The sequence below is a fragment of the Arthrobacter sp. SLBN-83 genome, assembly GCF_006715285.1.
GTDB lineage: Bacteria > Actinomycetota > Actinomycetes > Actinomycetales > Micrococcaceae > Arthrobacter.
Genome location: NZ_VFMX01000001.1, coordinates 1,940,963 through 1,957,898 on the forward strand (window position 1 = coordinate 1,940,963; position 16,936 = coordinate 1,957,898).

Annotated in this window: 17 protein-coding genes; 14 read left to right on the top strand and 3 right to left on the bottom strand. The window is 66.7% G+C overall.

All coding sequences use genetic code 11. The features are described from left to right. Positions 1 to 47: 47 nt before the first annotated feature. The 4 genes from FBY30_RS08875 (at position 48) to FBY30_RS20625 (ending at position 3,040) form a co-directional block, all read left to right on the top strand. Complete coding sequence (locus FBY30_RS08875) at positions 48 to 1,304, top strand: aminopeptidase P family protein (RefSeq protein ID WP_142132543.1); 1,257 nt, start codon at positions 48 to 50, stop codon at positions 1,302 to 1,304. An 87-nt stretch (positions 1,305 to 1,391) separates the two neighbouring features. After that, positions 1,392 to 2,228 (top strand): IclR family transcriptional regulator, encoded by an 837-nt coding sequence (locus tag FBY30_RS08880; protein WP_142132544.1) that lies wholly within the window; start codon positions 1,392 to 1,394, stop codon positions 2,226 to 2,228. Positions 2,229 to 2,276: 48 nt separating this feature from the next. Further along, positions 2,277 to 2,840: a dihydrofolate reductase family protein gene (locus tag FBY30_RS08885; protein ID WP_142132545.1), complete on the top strand. Its 564-nt coding sequence runs from the start codon at positions 2,277 to 2,279 to the stop codon at positions 2,838 to 2,840. A gap of 62 nt (positions 2,841 to 2,902) precedes the next feature. Further along, positions 2,903 to 3,040, top strand: coding sequence for a hypothetical protein (locus tag FBY30_RS20625; protein WP_160141455.1), 138 nt, complete (start codon positions 2,903 to 2,905; stop codon positions 3,038 to 3,040). A gap of 71 nt (positions 3,041 to 3,111) precedes the next feature. On the opposite strand, the gene FBY30_RS08890 is transcribed toward FBY30_RS20625, so the two are convergent. Next, entirely contained in the window at positions 3,112 to 4,743 is a 1,632-nt protein-coding gene (locus tag FBY30_RS08890; RefSeq protein ID WP_142132546.1) for a PucR family transcriptional regulator, read from the bottom strand. 106 nt (positions 4,744 to 4,849) lie between these two features. On the opposite strand from FBY30_RS08890, the gene FBY30_RS08895 reads away from it, so the two are divergent. Genes FBY30_RS08895 through FBY30_RS08905 form a run of 3 tightly spaced genes read left to right on the top strand, consistent with a single transcriptional unit; the run spans position 4,850 to position 8,652 of the window. Next, positions 4,850 to 6,373 carry a purine-cytosine permease family protein gene (locus tag FBY30_RS08895; RefSeq protein ID WP_142132547.1) on the top strand — a complete coding sequence of 508 codons (1,524 nt, stop codon included), beginning with the start codon at positions 4,850 to 4,852 and terminating at the stop codon, positions 6,371 to 6,373. 60 nt (positions 6,374 to 6,433) lie between these two features. Continuing rightward, on the top strand, positions 6,434 to 7,381 hold the full coding sequence (locus tag FBY30_RS08900; protein WP_142132548.1) for a polysaccharide deacetylase family protein: 948 nt from the start codon (positions 6,434 to 6,436) through the stop codon (positions 7,379 to 7,381). Positions 7,382 to 7,425: 44 nt separating this feature from the next. Continuing rightward, positions 7,426 to 8,652 (top strand): amidohydrolase, encoded by a 1,227-nt coding sequence (locus FBY30_RS08905; protein WP_142132549.1) that lies wholly within the window; start codon positions 7,426 to 7,428, stop codon positions 8,650 to 8,652. Here the strand turns inward: FBY30_RS08905 and FBY30_RS08910 are convergent. Continuing rightward, complete coding sequence (locus tag FBY30_RS08910) at positions 8,649 to 9,485, bottom strand: helix-turn-helix transcriptional regulator (protein WP_142132550.1); 837 nt, start codon at positions 9,483 to 9,485, stop codon at positions 8,649 to 8,651. The genes FBY30_RS08905 and FBY30_RS08910 overlap by 4 nt on opposite strands. An 85-nt stretch (positions 9,486 to 9,570) precedes the next feature. On the opposite strand from FBY30_RS08910, the gene ilvD reads away from it, so the two are divergent. The 6 genes from ilvD (at position 9,571) to FBY30_RS08940 (ending at position 15,831) form a co-directional block, all read left to right on the top strand. Further along, a complete protein-coding gene (gene ilvD / locus FBY30_RS08915) occupies positions 9,571 to 11,430 on the top strand; it encodes a dihydroxy-acid dehydratase (protein WP_142132551.1) in 1,860 nt (619 codons plus the stop codon). A gap of 124 nt (positions 11,431 to 11,554) precedes the next feature. After that, positions 11,555 to 12,310 (top strand): hypothetical protein, encoded by a 756-nt coding sequence (locus FBY30_RS08920; RefSeq protein ID WP_142132552.1) that lies wholly within the window; start codon positions 11,555 to 11,557, stop codon positions 12,308 to 12,310. Positions 12,311 to 12,391: 81 nt separating this feature from the next. Further along, positions 12,392 to 13,210, top strand: a complete 819-nt coding sequence (locus FBY30_RS08925) for an oxygenase MpaB family protein (RefSeq protein WP_142132553.1) — start codon at positions 12,392 to 12,394, stop codon at positions 13,208 to 13,210. Further along, positions 13,203 to 14,096, top strand: coding sequence for a DUF817 domain-containing protein (locus FBY30_RS08930; protein WP_142132554.1), 894 nt, complete (start codon positions 13,203 to 13,205; stop codon positions 14,094 to 14,096). The genes FBY30_RS08925 and FBY30_RS08930 overlap by 8 nt, the downstream gene beginning before the upstream one ends. Before the next feature lie 70 nt (positions 14,097 to 14,166). Continuing rightward, positions 14,167 to 15,423 carry an MFS transporter gene (locus tag FBY30_RS08935; RefSeq protein WP_142132555.1) on the top strand — a complete coding sequence of 419 codons (1,257 nt, stop codon included), beginning with the start codon at positions 14,167 to 14,169 and terminating at the stop codon, positions 15,421 to 15,423. 12 nt (positions 15,424 to 15,435) lie between these two features. Next, complete coding sequence (locus FBY30_RS08940; protein ID WP_142132556.1) at positions 15,436 to 15,831, top strand: (R)-mandelonitrile lyase; 396 nt, start codon at positions 15,436 to 15,438, stop codon at positions 15,829 to 15,831. Positions 15,832 to 15,911: 80 nt separating this feature from the next. On the opposite strand, the gene FBY30_RS08945 is transcribed toward FBY30_RS08940, so the two are convergent. Beyond that, complete coding sequence (locus FBY30_RS08945; RefSeq protein ID WP_142132557.1) at positions 15,912 to 16,334, bottom strand: universal stress protein; 423 nt, start codon at positions 16,332 to 16,334, stop codon at positions 15,912 to 15,914. A 169-nt stretch (positions 16,335 to 16,503) separates the two neighbouring features. Between FBY30_RS08945 and FBY30_RS08950 the strand changes: the two genes are divergently transcribed. After that, on the top strand, positions 16,504 to 16,911 hold the full coding sequence (locus FBY30_RS08950; RefSeq protein WP_142132558.1) for a VOC family protein: 408 nt from the start codon (positions 16,504 to 16,506) through the stop codon (positions 16,909 to 16,911). Positions 16,912 to 16,936 lie beyond the last annotated feature (25 nt).

Sequence of the window (16,936 nt, forward strand, 5' to 3'; positions counted from 1 at the left end):
ACCGGCTGCACAACCGCGGCCGGCACCCATTAGAAAGGCACACCTTCGTGACTATCACCGCTGACAACGCGTCCTCCATTGCCGAACTCGAGCGCCTCAAGGTCCTGCACATCGGTTCCAAGGGCAAACTGACGTTCTCCGACGCGGAGTTCGAGCGCCGCCTTGGCGGCCTGCGCAAGATCATGGCCGCCAAGGAACTCGACGCTGTCATCCTGACCAGCTACCACGGCATCAAGTACTACTCCGACTTCCTGTACACCACGTTCGGCCGCAACTACGCGCTGGTGGTCACCGCCGATGACTCCGTCACCGTTACCGCCAACATCGATGCCGGCATGCCGTGGCGCACCTCCTACGGCGAAAACATCGTCTACACCGACTGGCGCCGCGACAACTTCTACTTTGGCCTGCAGGAGGCCCTGCGCCAGCGCGGCGTGAAGGCCAGCCGGATCGGCGTCGAGGACGACTTCCTCCCGGGCCTGACCCGCGAGAAGATTTCCGCCGCCTTCCCCGGCGCCCAGCTTTTGGATGTGTCCCAGGACGCCATGCGCCAGCGCATGATCAAGTCCGCCGAGGAAATCGAGGTCATCAAGCACGGTGCCCGCATCGGCGACCTGGGTGGCGAGGCCATCCGCAACGCCATCCGCGAAGGCATCAGCGAGTACGAGGTTGCCCTGATCGGCACCGAGGCGATGGTGCACGAGATCGCCAGGACGTTCCCGCACCGCGAGGTCCGGGACACCTGGGTGTGGTTCCAGTCCGGCATCAACACCGACGGTGCCCACAACTGGGCCACCACCCGCAAGCTGCAGCAGGGGGACATCCTCTCGCTGAACTGCTTCCCCATGACTTCCGGCTACTACACCGCCCTGGAGCGCACCCTCTTCCTGGGCCAGCCGGATGAGCGGTCGCTGGAACTGTGGAACATCAATGTGGAGGTCCACAAGCGGGGCCTGGAACTCATCAAGCCGGGCGCCGTCTGCAAGGACATCGCCGCCGAGCTCAACGAGATCTACATCAGCCACGGACTGCTGGCCAACCGCACCTTTGGTTACGGACACTCCTTCGGCGTCCTCAGCCACTACTACGGCCGCGAAGCAGGCCTGGAGCTCCGCGAGGACATCGACACCGTCCTGGAACCCGGAATGGTGGTGTCCATGGAGCCCATGATCACGGTTGCGGACGGCCTCCCGGGCGCCGGCGGCTACCGCGAGCACGACATCCTGGTCATCGGCGAGGACAACTCGGTGGAGAACATCACCAAGTTCCCGTTCGGCCCCGAGCACAACATCATCGAGGGATAACCAACTGAACAGCCGTAGCGGCGCCGTGGATCGAGCACTTCAGACCACGGCGCCGCTTTCGGCGTCTGCCGCCAACGATAGGGAAAGATGGTGTCCACCATGACTCCTGCAAAGACCTCCGACAGCAACGGCAACGGATCCGGCACCAACGGCGGGCAGGACGCGAAAGGCGCCTCCGTCGTCGTCAATGCCATCGCCGTCCTGCGCACCTTCACCGCGGACGAGCCGCTGCTGGGCGTCACCGAAATCGCCAACCGCGTGGGCATGCACAAGAGCAGCGTCTCCCGGATCCTGGCCACTTTCGAGCAGGAAAACCTGGTGGAGCGGGACCCGGAAACCAAGCGCTTCCGGCTGGGCCTGGGGCTCATCGCCGTCGCCGGGCCGCTGCTGGCGGAGATGGAGGAACGCCGCGTGGCCTACCCGGTGCTGCGGCAGTTGACCGAGCAGACCGGGGAAACCAGCGCGCTCATGTTGTGGAACGGGGACGAAGCCATCTGTGTCGAGCAGATCGCCAGCCACCACCAGATCAAGCACACCACCCCGCTGGGAGCCCGCTACCGGGATGCCATGAGCGCGTCCGTCCAAGTCTTCCTGTCCACGCTGCCGGCCGAGCGGGTGCGGGAGCTGCTGCGCAGCGGGACCATCACCTTTCCGGGACTGGACGACGACGGCCTGGCGGCTTACGAAACAAGGCTCCGGGACGTGGCGCAGCGGGGATGGGCGGGCAACTACGGCGAATCGTCGATGGATGAGGTGGGCGTGGCTGCGCCCGTCCGGGACCATCGCGGTGACGTGGTGGCTGCCGTCCTGATTCCTGCGCCCCGGTTCAGGGTGTCCAAGGAGCAGTTCGAGAGCCTGGGGGAGGCGTGCGTGGCCGCCGCCGCGAAGGTGACTACGCGGCTGGGCGGCAGGCCCGCAAACTGACGCTGGGAGGTCTGTACAACCAATAGCGGCCCGCGGAAGACTGGCGCCATGCGCAAACTGGCCTTCGGCATGAACGTGAGTCTGGACGGCTACATCGCCGCGCCCGGTGACGACATCGGCTGGAGTACGCCGAGTAACGAGCTGTTCCAATGGTGGTCCGACCGGGTGGCGGCGACCGGCCTGTCACTGTACGGACGCAAGCTGTGGGAGACCATGAGCTCCCACTGGCCCACTGCCGACCAGCAGCCGGGGGCCACGCCGGCGCAGGTGGAGTTCGCCCATCGCTGGCGGGACATGCCGAAGGTGGTTTTCTCCTCGACGATCAGCACGGTCGACTGGAATACGCGGCTGGTCGCCGGCGACGCGGTCACCGAGATAAGCCGGCTGAAGGCCGGGGAAGGCGGCTCCATGGATATCAGTGGTGCCACACTCGCCGCGGCGGCCATGCGGGCCGGGCTGATCGACGAGTACGTGATGGTCACCCACCCGGTCCTGGTGGGCGGCGGCACTCCGTTTTTCACAGTCCTGGACAACTGGGTGAACCTGAGCTTGCTGGAGACCCGGACGTTCCCAGGCGGTGTGCTCCTTGCCAGCTACGAAACCAGGCGCTGAGCCGAGCGCCTTGCAGCAAATCTGGCCCAGCTATACACCCAGGCTTTCCGAACGATGCATCCTTGGACACCCAGTTGGCGATAAGGACGCCTCAGGAGCAGGCAGCTGTCAACGTTGGCAAGAACTGGACGGTAACAACGGCTGCTCCTGATCAGGTCAAGAAGTGGCTGGGCGGCGCCATCATTGTTGCTGAGGGGTAGCAGGCTCCCGGGAGCTCCCGCCGGTCATGCCGGCAAAAGATAGGATGACCGGCCCGTCGCGGACCCGATTTTCACGGCAGCCCTGCCATTCTTGCCGCCAGGTGCAGCGCCGCCAGCCGTCCGGTGCCGCGGGGATCACCGCCGCACAGCTCGAAGATCCGCTGCAGCCGGTGGTGCATTGACTGCCGTTCCAGGTGCAGTTCGCGGGCGGACTGGGCCGTGTTGCACCCGGAGTCCAGCCACACCTGCAGGGTCTCCAGCAACTGGGACTGCCGCTGCTCATCATGCTCCAGCACTGCCCGCAGCTGCCGGTTGATGAAGGCTTCACGCGCAGAGGCATCGAGGCAGGTCAGGGCGAGGCTTTCCACGGCGGCGTCCTGGGCATCGATAACCACCAGGCCCCGCGCGGCAAACCGCCTGCGTACCGAAGCATTCCGGCGTCTGATCTGCCGCACCTCCAGGGCCCGGCGCGCCTCCGCCAGTGACCATGCCGCCTCCGCAACACGGGCTACCGGCGGCCCCACCGCGATCACGGCATCATGGTCACCCTCCAGTCCGCGCAGGGATTCCAGAAGCTGCCGCCGCTCGCCCGGGGGCTCGGTGCAGGGTAAGCCGATCATCACCACCAGCTCTGCGTCATCCAAGTATGCGGCGCAGGGGATCCGGTGCGAGCTCAGGAAGTTTTCGACGGCGCCCCGCAGCTCCTGCGGTGCCGCGGCATGGATGGCTGCCACCACGGCCGGGGAATCCGTGGGGAACCCCGCGCCGGGAGCGAGTTGTTCCAGGCGCCACTCGGGAGCGGAATTGAGCACTGCCCGCATCAGTTCAGCACCGGCCAGGGCGTGCAGGCCGGGAGGTGTGTGCTGCAGCAGCGCAAGGCCCAGGATGTCGACGGCGCGTTCCCCGGCCACCTGCGCCAGCGCCGTATCTGCGGTCGGCGGCACCAGCACCTCCAGCCGGCCCATGAGGACACCGCGTACGGGGATATCCACGCTGATCAGCCGGCCGGCAGCAGCCCCGCTGAAGTTGGCGTGCCCGCCCTGGCCGGAGCCGTCGTCGCCCCCTGCTTCTTGCTTGGTTGCTTCTTCCTGGGCCGCCCCGGCCCCGCCGTCCGCGCCAACCTCGCTGCTCCACCCTTCCGGCGCTGCGCTGCCCATGGTGACGCCCCACGGGGAAGTGAGCTTCACGGCCGCGCCCGTGATGCCTGCCAGCACAGAAAGGATCTTGTCCAGCGAGGCGCCGTGGGCCAGCTCCGCAGCCATGGCGCGGGTGGCGGCGTCGGCCTGCTGCAGGTGGCCCACGGACTCGCTGACCAGCATGGAGTTGATGGCCTGCATGACGCCTACGAAGGGCACCACCTTGCGCAGCTCCACCACGGGCAGGCCGTACTCCTCCGCCTTGTGCAGCATGTCGGCCGGAATCTCCGGCAGCGCCCCGCCGGTTTCGATGGCCAGCGCGGCAATCCCGCGCTGCGCGAGCTCCCGCACATACTCCTCACGTTTGGCGGGCGAGGCCGTGGCAAGGGTGATGCCGCCGCAGAGCAGCAGCTCGCCGCCGCGGAGCAGGGGAGCGATGTCCAGCACTTCGCTGGAGTGGACCCAGCGGACGGGCTGCGCGTCGGCCACCACGCCCAAGGGGTGGACCACGGGGTCGGCGGCGGCGAGGGCGGGATGGGCGAGTATTTCGCCAAGAAACACTGACACGACATTCCGTAACGTAGTAGAAGATTCTGCTATACAGATCGTATCTTGTTCCTTGTGATGGCGGCCACATAGCCTTTTGGTACTTATCCACCTCACGGAGGCCCCCATGCAAGAAAAGCTTTCAACAGCCACGCACGGCCAACCTGCCCAGGCAACCGAGGACCACAGCGCCGTGGACCATGAAGCCTGGCTGCAGCCCATTCCCGAATCCGCACGCACACGCAAGGTATCCGGCCAGTTCTGGATCTGGGCGGGCGCCAACCTGGCTCCCATCAACTGGGTGCTGGGGGCACTCGGGATCCAGCTGGGGCTCGGGCTCGCGGACACCATCACCGTCCTGGTGCTGGGCAACCTGATCGGCATGCTGCTCTTTGGCTGCTTCGTCCTCCTGGGCCAGCGGACCGGAGCCACCGGCATGGTCCTGGCCCGGGCAGCATTCGGACGGCGCGGCAACTACCTGCCGGCCGCCATCCAGGCCCTGCTGGTCATCGGCTGGTGCGCGGTCAACACCTGGATCATCCTGGACCTGGTCATGGCACTCTTCGGAACCCTTGGCTGGGTTGACCCGGAAGCGCCCAACTACGGCTGGAAGATCGGCGTCGCCACCTTCATCATGGCCCTCCAGGTGGCCATCGCCTGGTTCGGCTACAAGGCCATCGCGGCTTTTGAAAAGTGGACCGTGCCGCCCACTATCCTGATCCTGGCCGTCATGTCCGCCGTGGCATGGTTCGGAATGGACATCAACTGGGGCTACGCCGGACCGGCCGGAGCCATTTTGGAAGGCTCCGAGCGCATTGCCGCCATGAGCGCCGTCATGACCGCCATCGGTATCGGCTGGGGCATCACCTGGTTCACCTATGCCGCGGACTACTCCCGGTTCGTCAGCACCAGCGTTCCCAAGAAGAAGGTCTACCTGGCTTCAGTGCTGGGCCAGTTCATCCCCGTGGTGTGGCTCGGCGTCCTGGGCGCCAGCCTGGCCACCAACAGCGGCGAGATCGATCCCGGCAAGCTGATTGTGATGAACTTCGGCGCCATGGCGCTGCCGGTGCTGCTGATGGTGCTCCACGGACCCATCGCCACCAACATCCTGAACATCTACACCTTCTCGGTGGCCACGCAGGCCCTGGACATCTCCATCAGCCGCCGCAAGCTCAACCTGTTCGTCGGCGTCTTCTCGCTCGCCGCCGTCGTCTTCTTCATCTTCCAGGAGGACTTCGCCGCGGTGCTTGACGCCTGGCTGATCGGTTTGGTGGCCTGGGTGGCCGCCTGGGGCGGGATCATGCTGGTGCACTACTTCTGGCTGGAAAAGCGCTGGCCCGGCGGAACCGATCGGCTGTTCGACGGCGTAGGCACCAAGCGGCTGCCCGGCGTCAACTGGGCGGGCGTCGTCTCCCTCGTGGCCGGCATCTTCGCCACGTGGCTGTTCATGTACGGCCTGATCCCCGTCATGCAGGGCCCCATCGCTGTCGCCCTGGGCGGCTGGGACCTGTCCTGGCTGGCCGGCGGCCTGACGAGCGCCGGGGTGTACGCCATCCTCGGCCCGCGCCAGCACATCCGCTACCTCGCCCTGGAACCGCGCGCTGCCACCCAGACCCAGCCGGCCGGCAGCCCCGCCCTTCCCGCTCTCTAAGCGGCACCACTCCTCCTAACGCCTGGCGGGCGCCCCGCGCCCGCCAGAAAGGATCTTCCCGTGAACAACCCCGCCATCGCGGACCCCCTGCACCCCATCATCTGGCCCAACGGCGCAAAGGCTGCCGCCTCCTTCACGTTCGACGTGGACGCCGAGTCCTGCACCATTGCCCACGACCCCACCAGCACCCGGCGCATGTCGCTGATGAGCCACCAGTCCTACGGCCCCAAGATCGCGGTGCCGCGTCTGCTGCAGATCCTGGACCGCCAGGACATCAAAGCCACCTTCTTCATCCCCGGTTTCACCGCCGAGTCCTACCCCGACATTGTGCGGCGGATTGTGGACGGCGGGCACGAAGTGGCGCACCACGGCTACCTGCACGAACCCATGCAGGGCATCGACGCCGCCACCGAGGCCAGCTACATCGACCGTGGCCTGGAGGCCTTGGCCAAGGTGGCAGGGGTACGGCCTGTGGGTTACCGGGCTCCGTGGTGGGAGCTGAACTGGCAGTCGCCGGGACTGCTGGCGGACCGCGGCTTCCTCTACGATTCGAGCCTGCTCGACGGCGACGCCCCCTACCGCTTCGCAGTCGCCGCCGATGACCCCCGGGACATCGTGGAAATTCCCGTGGACTGGACCCTGGACGACTGGGAGCAATACGCCTTCTACCCGGGCGTCACCGGCAGCGGCGTGATCGAGAGCCCGGCCAAGGTGTTGGAAATGTGGACGCTTGAGGCCGAGGCCCACCACTCCCAGGGCAGCTGCTTCGTGCTCACGAACCACCCGTTCATCTCCGGCCGGCCGTCCAAGGCAGTGGCGCTGGAGCAGCTCATCGAACGGGTTAAGGCGATGGACGGCATGTGGGTCACCACCATGGAACAGATCGCCCTGCACACCAAGGCCACGGTGAACGAGGTCCACACCCACGCCCGGATCGAGGTGCCGGTATTCCCGGGCGCGGGTGCACAGTTTGAGCCGGCCGTGGTGCGGCAGGGGGTGCTGGCCTAGAGTGGCCGAAGGGGCCGGCGCCGCCGGCCGGGAGGAGTTCTGGCATGGACGTCACGGACAGCAGCTTCGAGCAGGAACTGGCCTGGCAGATACCGCTCTACGAACAGCTCCACGCGAATCCGGAACTTGGCCTCGCCGAGCATGCAACATCCGCCGCGGCAGCGGACCTGCTGGCCCGCTGGGGCTTTGATGTCAGGCACTTTGGCCGCACCGGCGTCGTTGGCGTTCTTGCCAACGGCGCCGGTTCCTGCGTCCTGGCTCGGGCTGACATGGACGCCCTCCCGGTCGCCGAGGCCACGGGGGCGCGGTACGCCTCCACCGTTCCAGGCGTGATGCACGCCTGCGGCCACGACATGCACGTGGTGGCCCTGCTCGGCGCGGCAAAGTACCTGGCTGACCACCGGGACACCTGGCAGGGCACCTACATCGCCCTGTTCCAGCCGGCGGAGGAGACTGCGGCAGGCTCCCAGGCAATGCTCGACGACGGCCTGGCCGCCGGAATCCCGCGGCCGGACTCCGCGCTGGCCCAGCACGTCATGCCCACCGAGGCGGGAACCATCGGCACCACGCCGGGACCCGTGCTGTCGGCCGGCGATTCCATCCGGATCACGGTCCACGGCCGCGGTGCCCACGGATCCATGCCGCACAAGGCGGTTGACCCCGTGGTGCTCGCCGCCTCGATCGTCCTGCGGCTGCAGACCGTGGTGTCCCGGGAAACGAGGCCGGGGGAGTTCGCGGTGCTGACTGTTGGCTCGGTGAACGCCGGTGCCACCGCCAACATCATCCCGGACCGCGCGGAGCTGCTGCTCAACCTGCGGACCTACAGCATGGCCACCCGCAGCCAGATGATTGCCGCCATCGAAAGGATCGTGCGGGGCGAGTGCGCTGCCGCCGGCTCCCCGCAGGAACCCGGGTTCGAGTACTACGACCAATACCCGCTGACCAGCAACGACCCCCAGGCCAACGCGGGGGTCACGGCGGCCTTCACCAAGACCTTCGGGGCGGATGCCGTTTACCGCACCGCCCCGCAGACGGCGTCCGAGGATTTCAGCCGGATTCCCGACGCCTTCGGGATCCCGTACGTGTATTGGGTTGTCGGTTCCGTGCCCCGGGACCTTTACCGACGGGCCGTGGAAGCTGGCACGGTGGACACGGACATCCCCGCCAACCACTCGCCGTTCTTCCTGCCGGCCGTGGACCCCACCCTGCGGATGGCCACCCAGGCGCAGGCCACAGCGGCCTTGGCTTATCTGGGCACCGGCGCCGGTTAGCCGGCCGCCGCCATCAGGGACTGCATCTGCGCCGCGGCGTCGCTTCCGGGCGCCGGCGTGTAGACCACGATGTGCAGATCCGGCCGGTCCGACGGGGACACCTGGTGGTGCTCCAGCTGCAGCACCCCCACCGCCGGATGGTGGAACAGGCGCTCGCGGGACTCGAAGCCCAAAATGTCGTAGAGGTCCCAGCCCTGCCGGAACTCCGGGCTTGCCTCCTTGAGCCGTTCCACCTGGTACTGGATGTCCGGGTCGCCCAGCCGCTGTCCTGTCTCCGCCCGGAATTCGGCAAGGAACCGCTTGCTGGTTGTTTCCCAGTCCGGCAGCAGGTTCCGGACGTAGGGATCGGTGAACACCAGCCACAGCAGGTTCCGGTCCGTCGGCGCCACAGTATCGATGTTGGGATAGAGCGCCGCATACGCCCTGTTCCAGCCCGCCACTCGCCAATCGGGGAACAGGGCAAAGGACGGATTGGGATCCAGCGCATCCATCAGCCGTTGGATGTGGGGCGGCGCCTTATCGGCCGCGGGTCCGGCAGGGGCCGCGGATGCGTAGCCGCCAAGGGACAGGACGTAGCCAAGCCCGGTGCTGGAGAGATGCAGCGCCCGGCTCACCGCTTCCAGGACCTGGCGGGAGGGGCTGATGTCCCTGCCCTGCTCCAGCCAGGTGTACCAGGTGACGCTCACCCCGGAAAGGAAGGCGACCTCTTCGCGCCGGAGTCCGCGCTCACGGCTGCGCCCGATGGGCGGCAGGCCGTAGTCTGCCCGCAGCGCCTGGTCACGCCGGGCTCGCAGGAAAAGGCCAAGTTCTTTTCGGCGCCCGGGATCACTCACCGGAAAATACTATTACTCTGGTAGTCCTACTACTAGTAGCAGCGCTGTCTTCCGCATCACTCCGCCACACTGCAGGATGGTAAGCATGCCTGCACTTCGCTCTAAAACAGTCACCCACGGCCGCAACATGGCCGGCGCCCGCGCACTGCTGCGCGCCTCCGGCGTCGCCAACTCCGACATCGGCAAGCCGATCATCGCCGTGGCCAACAGCTTCACCGAATTCGTCCCCGGCCACACCCACCTGGCCCCGGTGGGCCGGATCGTCTCCGACGCGATCCTCGCCGCCGGCGCCGTGCCGCGCGAGTTCAACACCATCGCCGTGGACGACGGCATCGCCATGGGCCACTCCGGCATGCTCTACTCGCTCCCGTCCCGCGACCTGATCGCCGACTCCGTGGAGTACATGGTCAACGCCCACTGCGCCGACGCCCTGGTCTGCATCTCCAACTGCGACAAGATCACCCCCGGCATGCTCATGGCCGCGCTGCGCCTGAACATCCCGGTGGTGTTCGTTTCCGGCGGCCCCATGGAGGCCGGGCGCGTGACCCTGACCGACGGCTCCGTGCGCTCCCTGGACCTGGTGAACGCCATCTCCGACGCCGTGGACGAGTCCATCTCCGACGCCGACATCAACCTCATCGAAGAGAACGCCTGCCCCACCTGCGGTTCCTGCTCCGGCATGTTCACCGCCAACTCGATGAACTGCCTCACCGAGGCCATCGGCCTGTCCCTGCCCGGCAACGGCTCCGTGCTGGCCACCCACACCGCGCGCAAGGCGCTCTACGAGAAGGCCGGCGCCACCGTCGTCGAGCTGGTGAAGCGCTATTACGACGGCGACGATGAGTCAGTGCTGCCCCGCTCCATCGCCACCGCCAAGGCCTTCGACAACGCCATGGCCCTGGATATCTCCATGGGCGGCTCCACCAACACCATTCTGCACCTGCTGGCCGCGGCCCAGGAGGCAGGCGTGGACTACGGCCTGGCCGAGATGGACGCCAAGTCCCGCCAGGTGCCTTGCCTGGCCAAGGTGGCTCCGAACGTGGCCAAGGACAAGACCTACTACATGGAGGACGTGCACCGTGCCGGCGGTATCCCCGCCCTGCTGGGCGAGCTGAACCGCGGCGGCCTCCTGCACAAGGATGTCCACTCCGTGCACTCCGCGGACCTGGACGGCTGGCTGGACGACTGGGACATCCGCGGCGGCAAGGCCACCGAGGAAGCGAAGGCCCTGTGGCATGCAGCCCCCGGCGGCGTCCGTTCTTCCACCGCGTTCTCGCAGTCGAACGAGTGGACGTCCCTGGACACCGACGCCGCCGAAGGCTGCATCCGCGACGTGGAGCACGCCTACTCCAAGGACGGCGGTTTGGCCGTGCTCCGCGGCAACGTGGCCGTCGATGGCGCCGTGGTGAAGACCGCGGGCGTGGACGAGTCCATCTGGACCTTCTCCGGCCCGGCCGTGGTCTGTGAGTCCCAGGACGAAGCTGTGGAGAAGATCCTGAACAAGCAGGTCAAGGAAGGCGACGTGGTCGTCATCCGGTACGAGGGCCCCCGCGGTGGTCCGGGCATGCAGGAGATGCTGTACCCGACGTCGTTCCTCAAGGGCCGCGGCCTGGGCAAGAAGTGCGCCCTCATCACGGACGGCCGCTTCTCCGGCGGCACCTCCGGCCTGTCGATCGGGCACATCTCCCCGGAGGCAGCTTCCGGCGGTGCCATCGCCCTGGTGGAGGACGGCGACATCATCAGCATCGACATCAGCCAGCGTTCAATGCAGCTGGAGGTCTCCGACGAGATCCTCGCCGAACGCCGCGAAAAGCTGGAAGTCAACGGCGGGTACAAGCCCAAGAACCGGGACCGTGAAGTGTCCGCGGCACTGCGTGCCTACGCAGCCATGGCCCTGTCAGCTGACAAGGGCGCCGTCCGGGACGTGTCCCTGCTCGAGCGGTAGGTTTAAACCCCCGGCGGTAACGCCAATCCCGGGTGGAGGAGGGCAGGTCCTCCGGCCCTCCTCCACCCGGGACTGCAGCGCCACACTTAAAGGGTCCACAGCCGGCCCAAGGAGGGTAGAGGGTATGGTGCGCAGGTTCCCGGCAGCCCTGGTGCTGGTCGCTCTTGCCCTCGCCGGCTGTGCGCCGCAGCAGGAAAGCCCGCGGCCGGCCCCGTCAGCTTCCGGCCCTGCCAGTACCTCCGCAGCGGCGACGGGCGCGTCGAACGCGCCAACGCCGTCGAACCTTCCCTCCACACATGCTCCAACAGCGCCCGCCAACGGCGGGGAACGATGGACCACGTTTACGACGGCGGATGGCACCTTGGCGTTCGACCTGCCGCCCGCCTGGAGCGCCAAGGACCCGGCAGGGGAATTGGCCGAAGGCGGCGGGGCTTACGCCGAGGTCCGCAACCAGGCCGGCAAGGTAATGGCGACGCTGCGCACCAACATGGCCATCGGATCGTCCTGCACGCAGAAGTACCCCTACGAAGTCCTGGACACGGCGGACCTGCCGGCCCTGGGACAGAACGGTGCAGTGCCGCAGTTCGCCTTCGAGACCAGAGGAAACGCAGGCACACCGGGACCTCCGGGCGTGCAGGCGGCAGGGTACGGCATCACCTCCGGCCCCCTGCCCAGCGGCCCTGACGCCTGCCCCATCCTGCATTTCTTCCGCTGGCCCCCGAACAGTGCCATGTTCGGCGCGTTTTACGATCCGGCCAACAACGCAACGCCCGGCGACCCGTCGTTGCCGTACCCCGAACTGGCGAAGAAGTACAGGGAAACCGCTGAGTACGCAGACATCAGGAAGATGATCACCTCGCTCCGGCCTGTTGCCAAGTGAACCGGATACCCGCCCTGGCCAGCGACGACAACGGGCCGAAGGGCCCCATCCGGTGTCATACCGCTCCGGTACCCTTTTCACATGGTGCAGGGAGTTGCCGATTACCGGGCGGAAGGCATAATGCTCGCCGGGGCAGGCCGCGCCATCCTGCTGCAGCTTGCCAACCCTGCCATCGGCCGCGGCGTGGCGGCACACAGTACCTTCACGCAACGCCCCGTAAACCGGCTCAAGGGCACGCTCACGTACGTCTACGCCATCACCTACGGAAATGACGAGCAGGTCAGGGAGGTCCGGCGCAGGGTGAACCGGGCCCACGTGCCCGTCCGCCGCAGTGCCGACGGAACCTCGGCGGGCTACAACGCCTTCGATCCGGAGCTGCAGCTGTGGGTGGCGGCAACGCTGTACGACACAGCGCTCACCATCATTGAGAAGATCCACGGCCCGCTCGACGACAAGACCGCCGATGCGATGTACCAGGACTATGCGCGGATCGGTACCGCCCTTCAGCTTCCGCCGGGGATGTGGCCGGAAGACAGGGCAGCATTCCGCCGCTACTGGGACGGGCAACTGTCTGCCCTCCGGGCTGAGGAAGAGGGCGTCCGCGTCGGGCGCGGCCTGCTGTTTCCCAGGCATACGGCGCTTTGGTACCGGGCCATCATGCCACCGGCGAGGTTCCTGACTGCCGGACTCCTTCCCGCCCAGCTGCGGACTGACTATGGACTTGCCTGGAGCGACCGGCACCAGCGGCGGTACGACCGGTCATGGCGCGTCATTGCCGTGGCCTACCCCAAACTTCCGCGCGGCATCAGGCACTGGTTCAAGGACTATTGCCTTGCCGAGCTCGAGAAAGACCTGCGCCGGAACCGCGCGGCAAACCCGCGTCAGGGGATTAGTGCGTAATTCGACTCCGGTGGAGCAGCGGATCGACGAACGCGCCCGCCGCTTCCTGGCTACGTCCCCCGCCGGCGGCGCCAAGGCCAAGCTCACCGAGTTCGTTGTCTTTGGCCTCAAACAAGGGTGGGCGTGTATTTTCGGTGCCGCACTCCTGGCCGTGTTGATGGCGGCCAGGCTTTGGTACCCGGATGGTGCCGGGCTGGCGCGCAACGACTTCCTCACCGTCGCCGCCGTCGTGATCCAAGTCCTGATGGTGGCCTTCAAGCTCGAAACCCTGCGGGAGCTGCGGGTTATCGTCCTGTTCCATTTGGTGGGGACGGTGATGGAGCTGTTCAAGACGGACATGGGTTCCTGGTCCTACGAGGCCGAAGGCGTCCTGCGCATCGGTGCCGTGCCGCTCTTCAGCGGGTTCATGTACGCCGCCGTCGGTTCATACATGGTGCGCGTCTACCGGCTCTTCGACCTGAAATTCGCGGCCTACCCCCGCCGCTGGATCACGGCCATCCTCGCCTCAGCCATTTACGCCAACTTCTTCACCCACCACTACATCTGGGACCTGCGCTGGGTGCTGCTCGCCGCCGTCGTGCTGGTCTTTGGCCGGTGTGTGATGCACTTCCGTGTATTCCGCCGGGAGTTCCGGATGCCGTTGGTGGCCTCGTTCCTGCTGGTGGCGCTGTTCATCTGGCTCGCGGAGAACATCGCCACGTGGTCCGGAGCATGGCTTTACCCCAGCCAGATGGACGGCTGGCATCCTGTGGGGCTGGAGAAACTGGTGGCCTGGTTCCTGCTGATGATTATCTCCGTGGTGCTGGTGGCGTGGGTCTACAAGCCACAGCCGCCGGAAACAGGCACCACATCCCGCCCTGAGGTTTCGCCGGCCGCGGTGCCATAAAGGGGTTCTGCCAAAACCCGTTTCAGCAGGGCCCTCGCTAGGGCTGCGGGCGAACGGTTTGATGGAGGTCATGGCCCCCGAAACAACAGTCACCAGTACACGTGCGCCCCGAGAGCCGGCCGGACAGCACCCTGCCCACTGGGGCGGCGTCTATGCGATGTCGCTGTGCGTCTTCGCGCTGATCGCCTCCGAGTTCATGCCCGTCAGCCTGCTCACGCCGATGGCCGCCGAGCTCCAGGTCTCCGAAGGGATGGTGGGGCAAGGCATCGCAATCTCCGGCCTGTTCGCCGTGCTGACCAGCCTGTCAGTGACCACGCTGGCAGGCAGCCTGGACCGGAAGACCCTGCTGCTGGGACTGACCGGGGTCATGGCGGTCTCCGGTGCCTTGGTTGCGCTGGCTCCGGGATACCTGCTCTTCATGATCGGCCGTGCCCTCATTGGCGTAGTGATTGGTGGATTCTGGTCCATGTCGGCGGCCACTGCGATGCGGCTCGTGCCCGCCCAGCAGGTGCCGCGGGCCTTGGCAATCTTCAACGGCGGCAACGCCCTCGCCACCGTCCTGGCCGCACCGCTGGGCAGCTATTTGGGCTCTGTCATCGGCTGGCGCGGGGCGTTCTTCTGCCTGGTGCCGGTGGCGCTGCTCGCCCTGGCCTGGCAGTGGATCAGCCTGCCGTCCATGAAGGGCGGGGTAAGCGCTGCGGGGTCTGGAAGCATCTTCGCGATCTTCAGGGAGCTCAGGAGCGCTCCGATCGCGTGGGGCATGGCCGCGTGCGGTTCCTTCTTCATGGGCCAGTTCGTCCTGTTCACCTACGTCCGTCCGTTCCTGGAGACGGTAACCGGGGTGGACGTGGCCACGGTATCCCTGGTCCTGCTGGTGATCGGTATGGCGGGATTTGCCGGCACGCTGCTGATTGGCCGGTTCCTGGGCAAGGGGCTGTACCGGACGCTGGTTGGCATCCCTGTATTTATGGCGATCATCGCCGCCGCCCTTGTTCCCACTGGTGGCTGGCTCGCCGCCGTCGTGGTTCTCCTGGGCCTGTGGGGCCTGATGTCCACCGCGGCGCCGGTGGGATGGTGGAGCTGGATCGCCAAGGCCATGCCCCACAACGCCGAGGCCGGCGGCGGCCTGATGGTTGCCGTCATCCAAACCTCCATCGCCCTCGGCTCAACGCTTGGCGGAGTCTTGTTCGATTCAGCGGGCTACCGCGGCACCTTCCTGGCCGCCGCAGGAATCCTCGCGGCGGCGTCCGCCCTGGCAGTCATGACGTCCAGGGTGACGAACCGAGCTGCCCGGGCATCCAACACACTTTCCAGTAACCACAACTAACAGGAGGAACACATGAAATTCACCAAGAGCGGAGGCCAGACCGGCGCCGGACCGGCCGATTGGTTCACCGGGGCAGTGCAGATCGACGGGATCCGGAACCCCGACGAGCAGTCGGCCATCGGCTGCGCGCACGTCCGGTTCGCCCCCGGTGCCCGCACCGCCTGGCACCACCACCCCAAGGGCCAGACCCTCTACGTGACCGACGGGATCGGGCTGGTTGCCCGGCGCGGCGGCGAAATCCAGGAGATCCGCCCTGGAGATGTGGTCTACATCGAGCCGGGCGAGGAGCACTGGCACGGGGCAACCCCGGAACGGTTCATGGCGCACGTCGCCATGCAGGAAGCGGACGGGAACGGCCAGGTGGTGACGTGGCTCGACCACGTCACCGACGAGGAGTACGGCGCCTAAAAAACCGCCCAAGGAAGAACGTGGGCGGACGACGGCGGGAGGTCCCGCCGTCGTCCGCCCACCTTTTCTTGCTGGGTAGGTCAGTCCTCGTAGGTGTTGGCGATGTAGACATCGCAGGGGGCGTTGTGCGCCACGCTGTTGGCCACGCTGCCCAGGAGCCGACCGATGCCGCGCATCCTGCGGTTGCCCACCACGATCACGCGGGCATCCAGGCGGACGGCCTCCTTGATGAGGGAGTCGGCGGGCTTGCCGCGGGCAGCGAAGTGGGTGATTTCCACTCCGGGGCGTGACCCTGCAAGGGACTTCGCCACGATCTCGGAGCTGTCCGCGTTGGAGATCCGCACCTTGTCTGAGCCCACTCCAAAGGTTTCGGCGTTCTCCATTTCAAAGGCAGTCACCACATGGAGTGACGCTCCCAGCGACTGGGCCAGGTCCAGCGCCACCTCCGCAGCCTTCCGTGCCGACTGGCTGGCATCCACACCTACAACAACTACATTGGCCATGCGCCTCGCTCCTTCGTATAGTCCTGGCGTTCAAGTCCACCTGCCAGTCTAGGGACTACCCGCATAATGCACGTGTAACCATAGGTTCTGAAAGCGGGCCGCGGGGTGGACAGGAAACCACGGGTGCTGAGGCTGTCCCGCCAAAACTTCGTGTCTGTAGGCTGGCCGCATGACCGCACCCCGGATCTATGTCAGCTTTCCCGGAACGGCGCGTGAAGCCCTGGGCTTTTACGCGGAAGTTTTTGGGGGTGAGCTTTCCCTCCACACAAATGCGGACTTCGGCCGGACCGACGGTGAGCCGGACGCCATAGCCCACGGTGAACTACGCGGCGCCGTTGCCCTGGCGGGCTCGGATACTCCGCCGGGCGGGAAGAGCGTGCGGCTTGAAGGCGTCATGCTGTCATTGCTGGGCACCGCCGACGCTGACGTCCTGCACGAGTGGTTCAACAAACTCAGCTCCGGCGGCCGGGTGGTGGACCCGCTTGCTGCCAAGCCCTGGGGCGCCTCCGACGGCCAGGTCATCGACCGTTTCGGGCTGCACTGGCTTGTCGGCTACGAGCACGCCGCGGGCGCATAAGAGCCCACGAACGAGGCACCCGAGC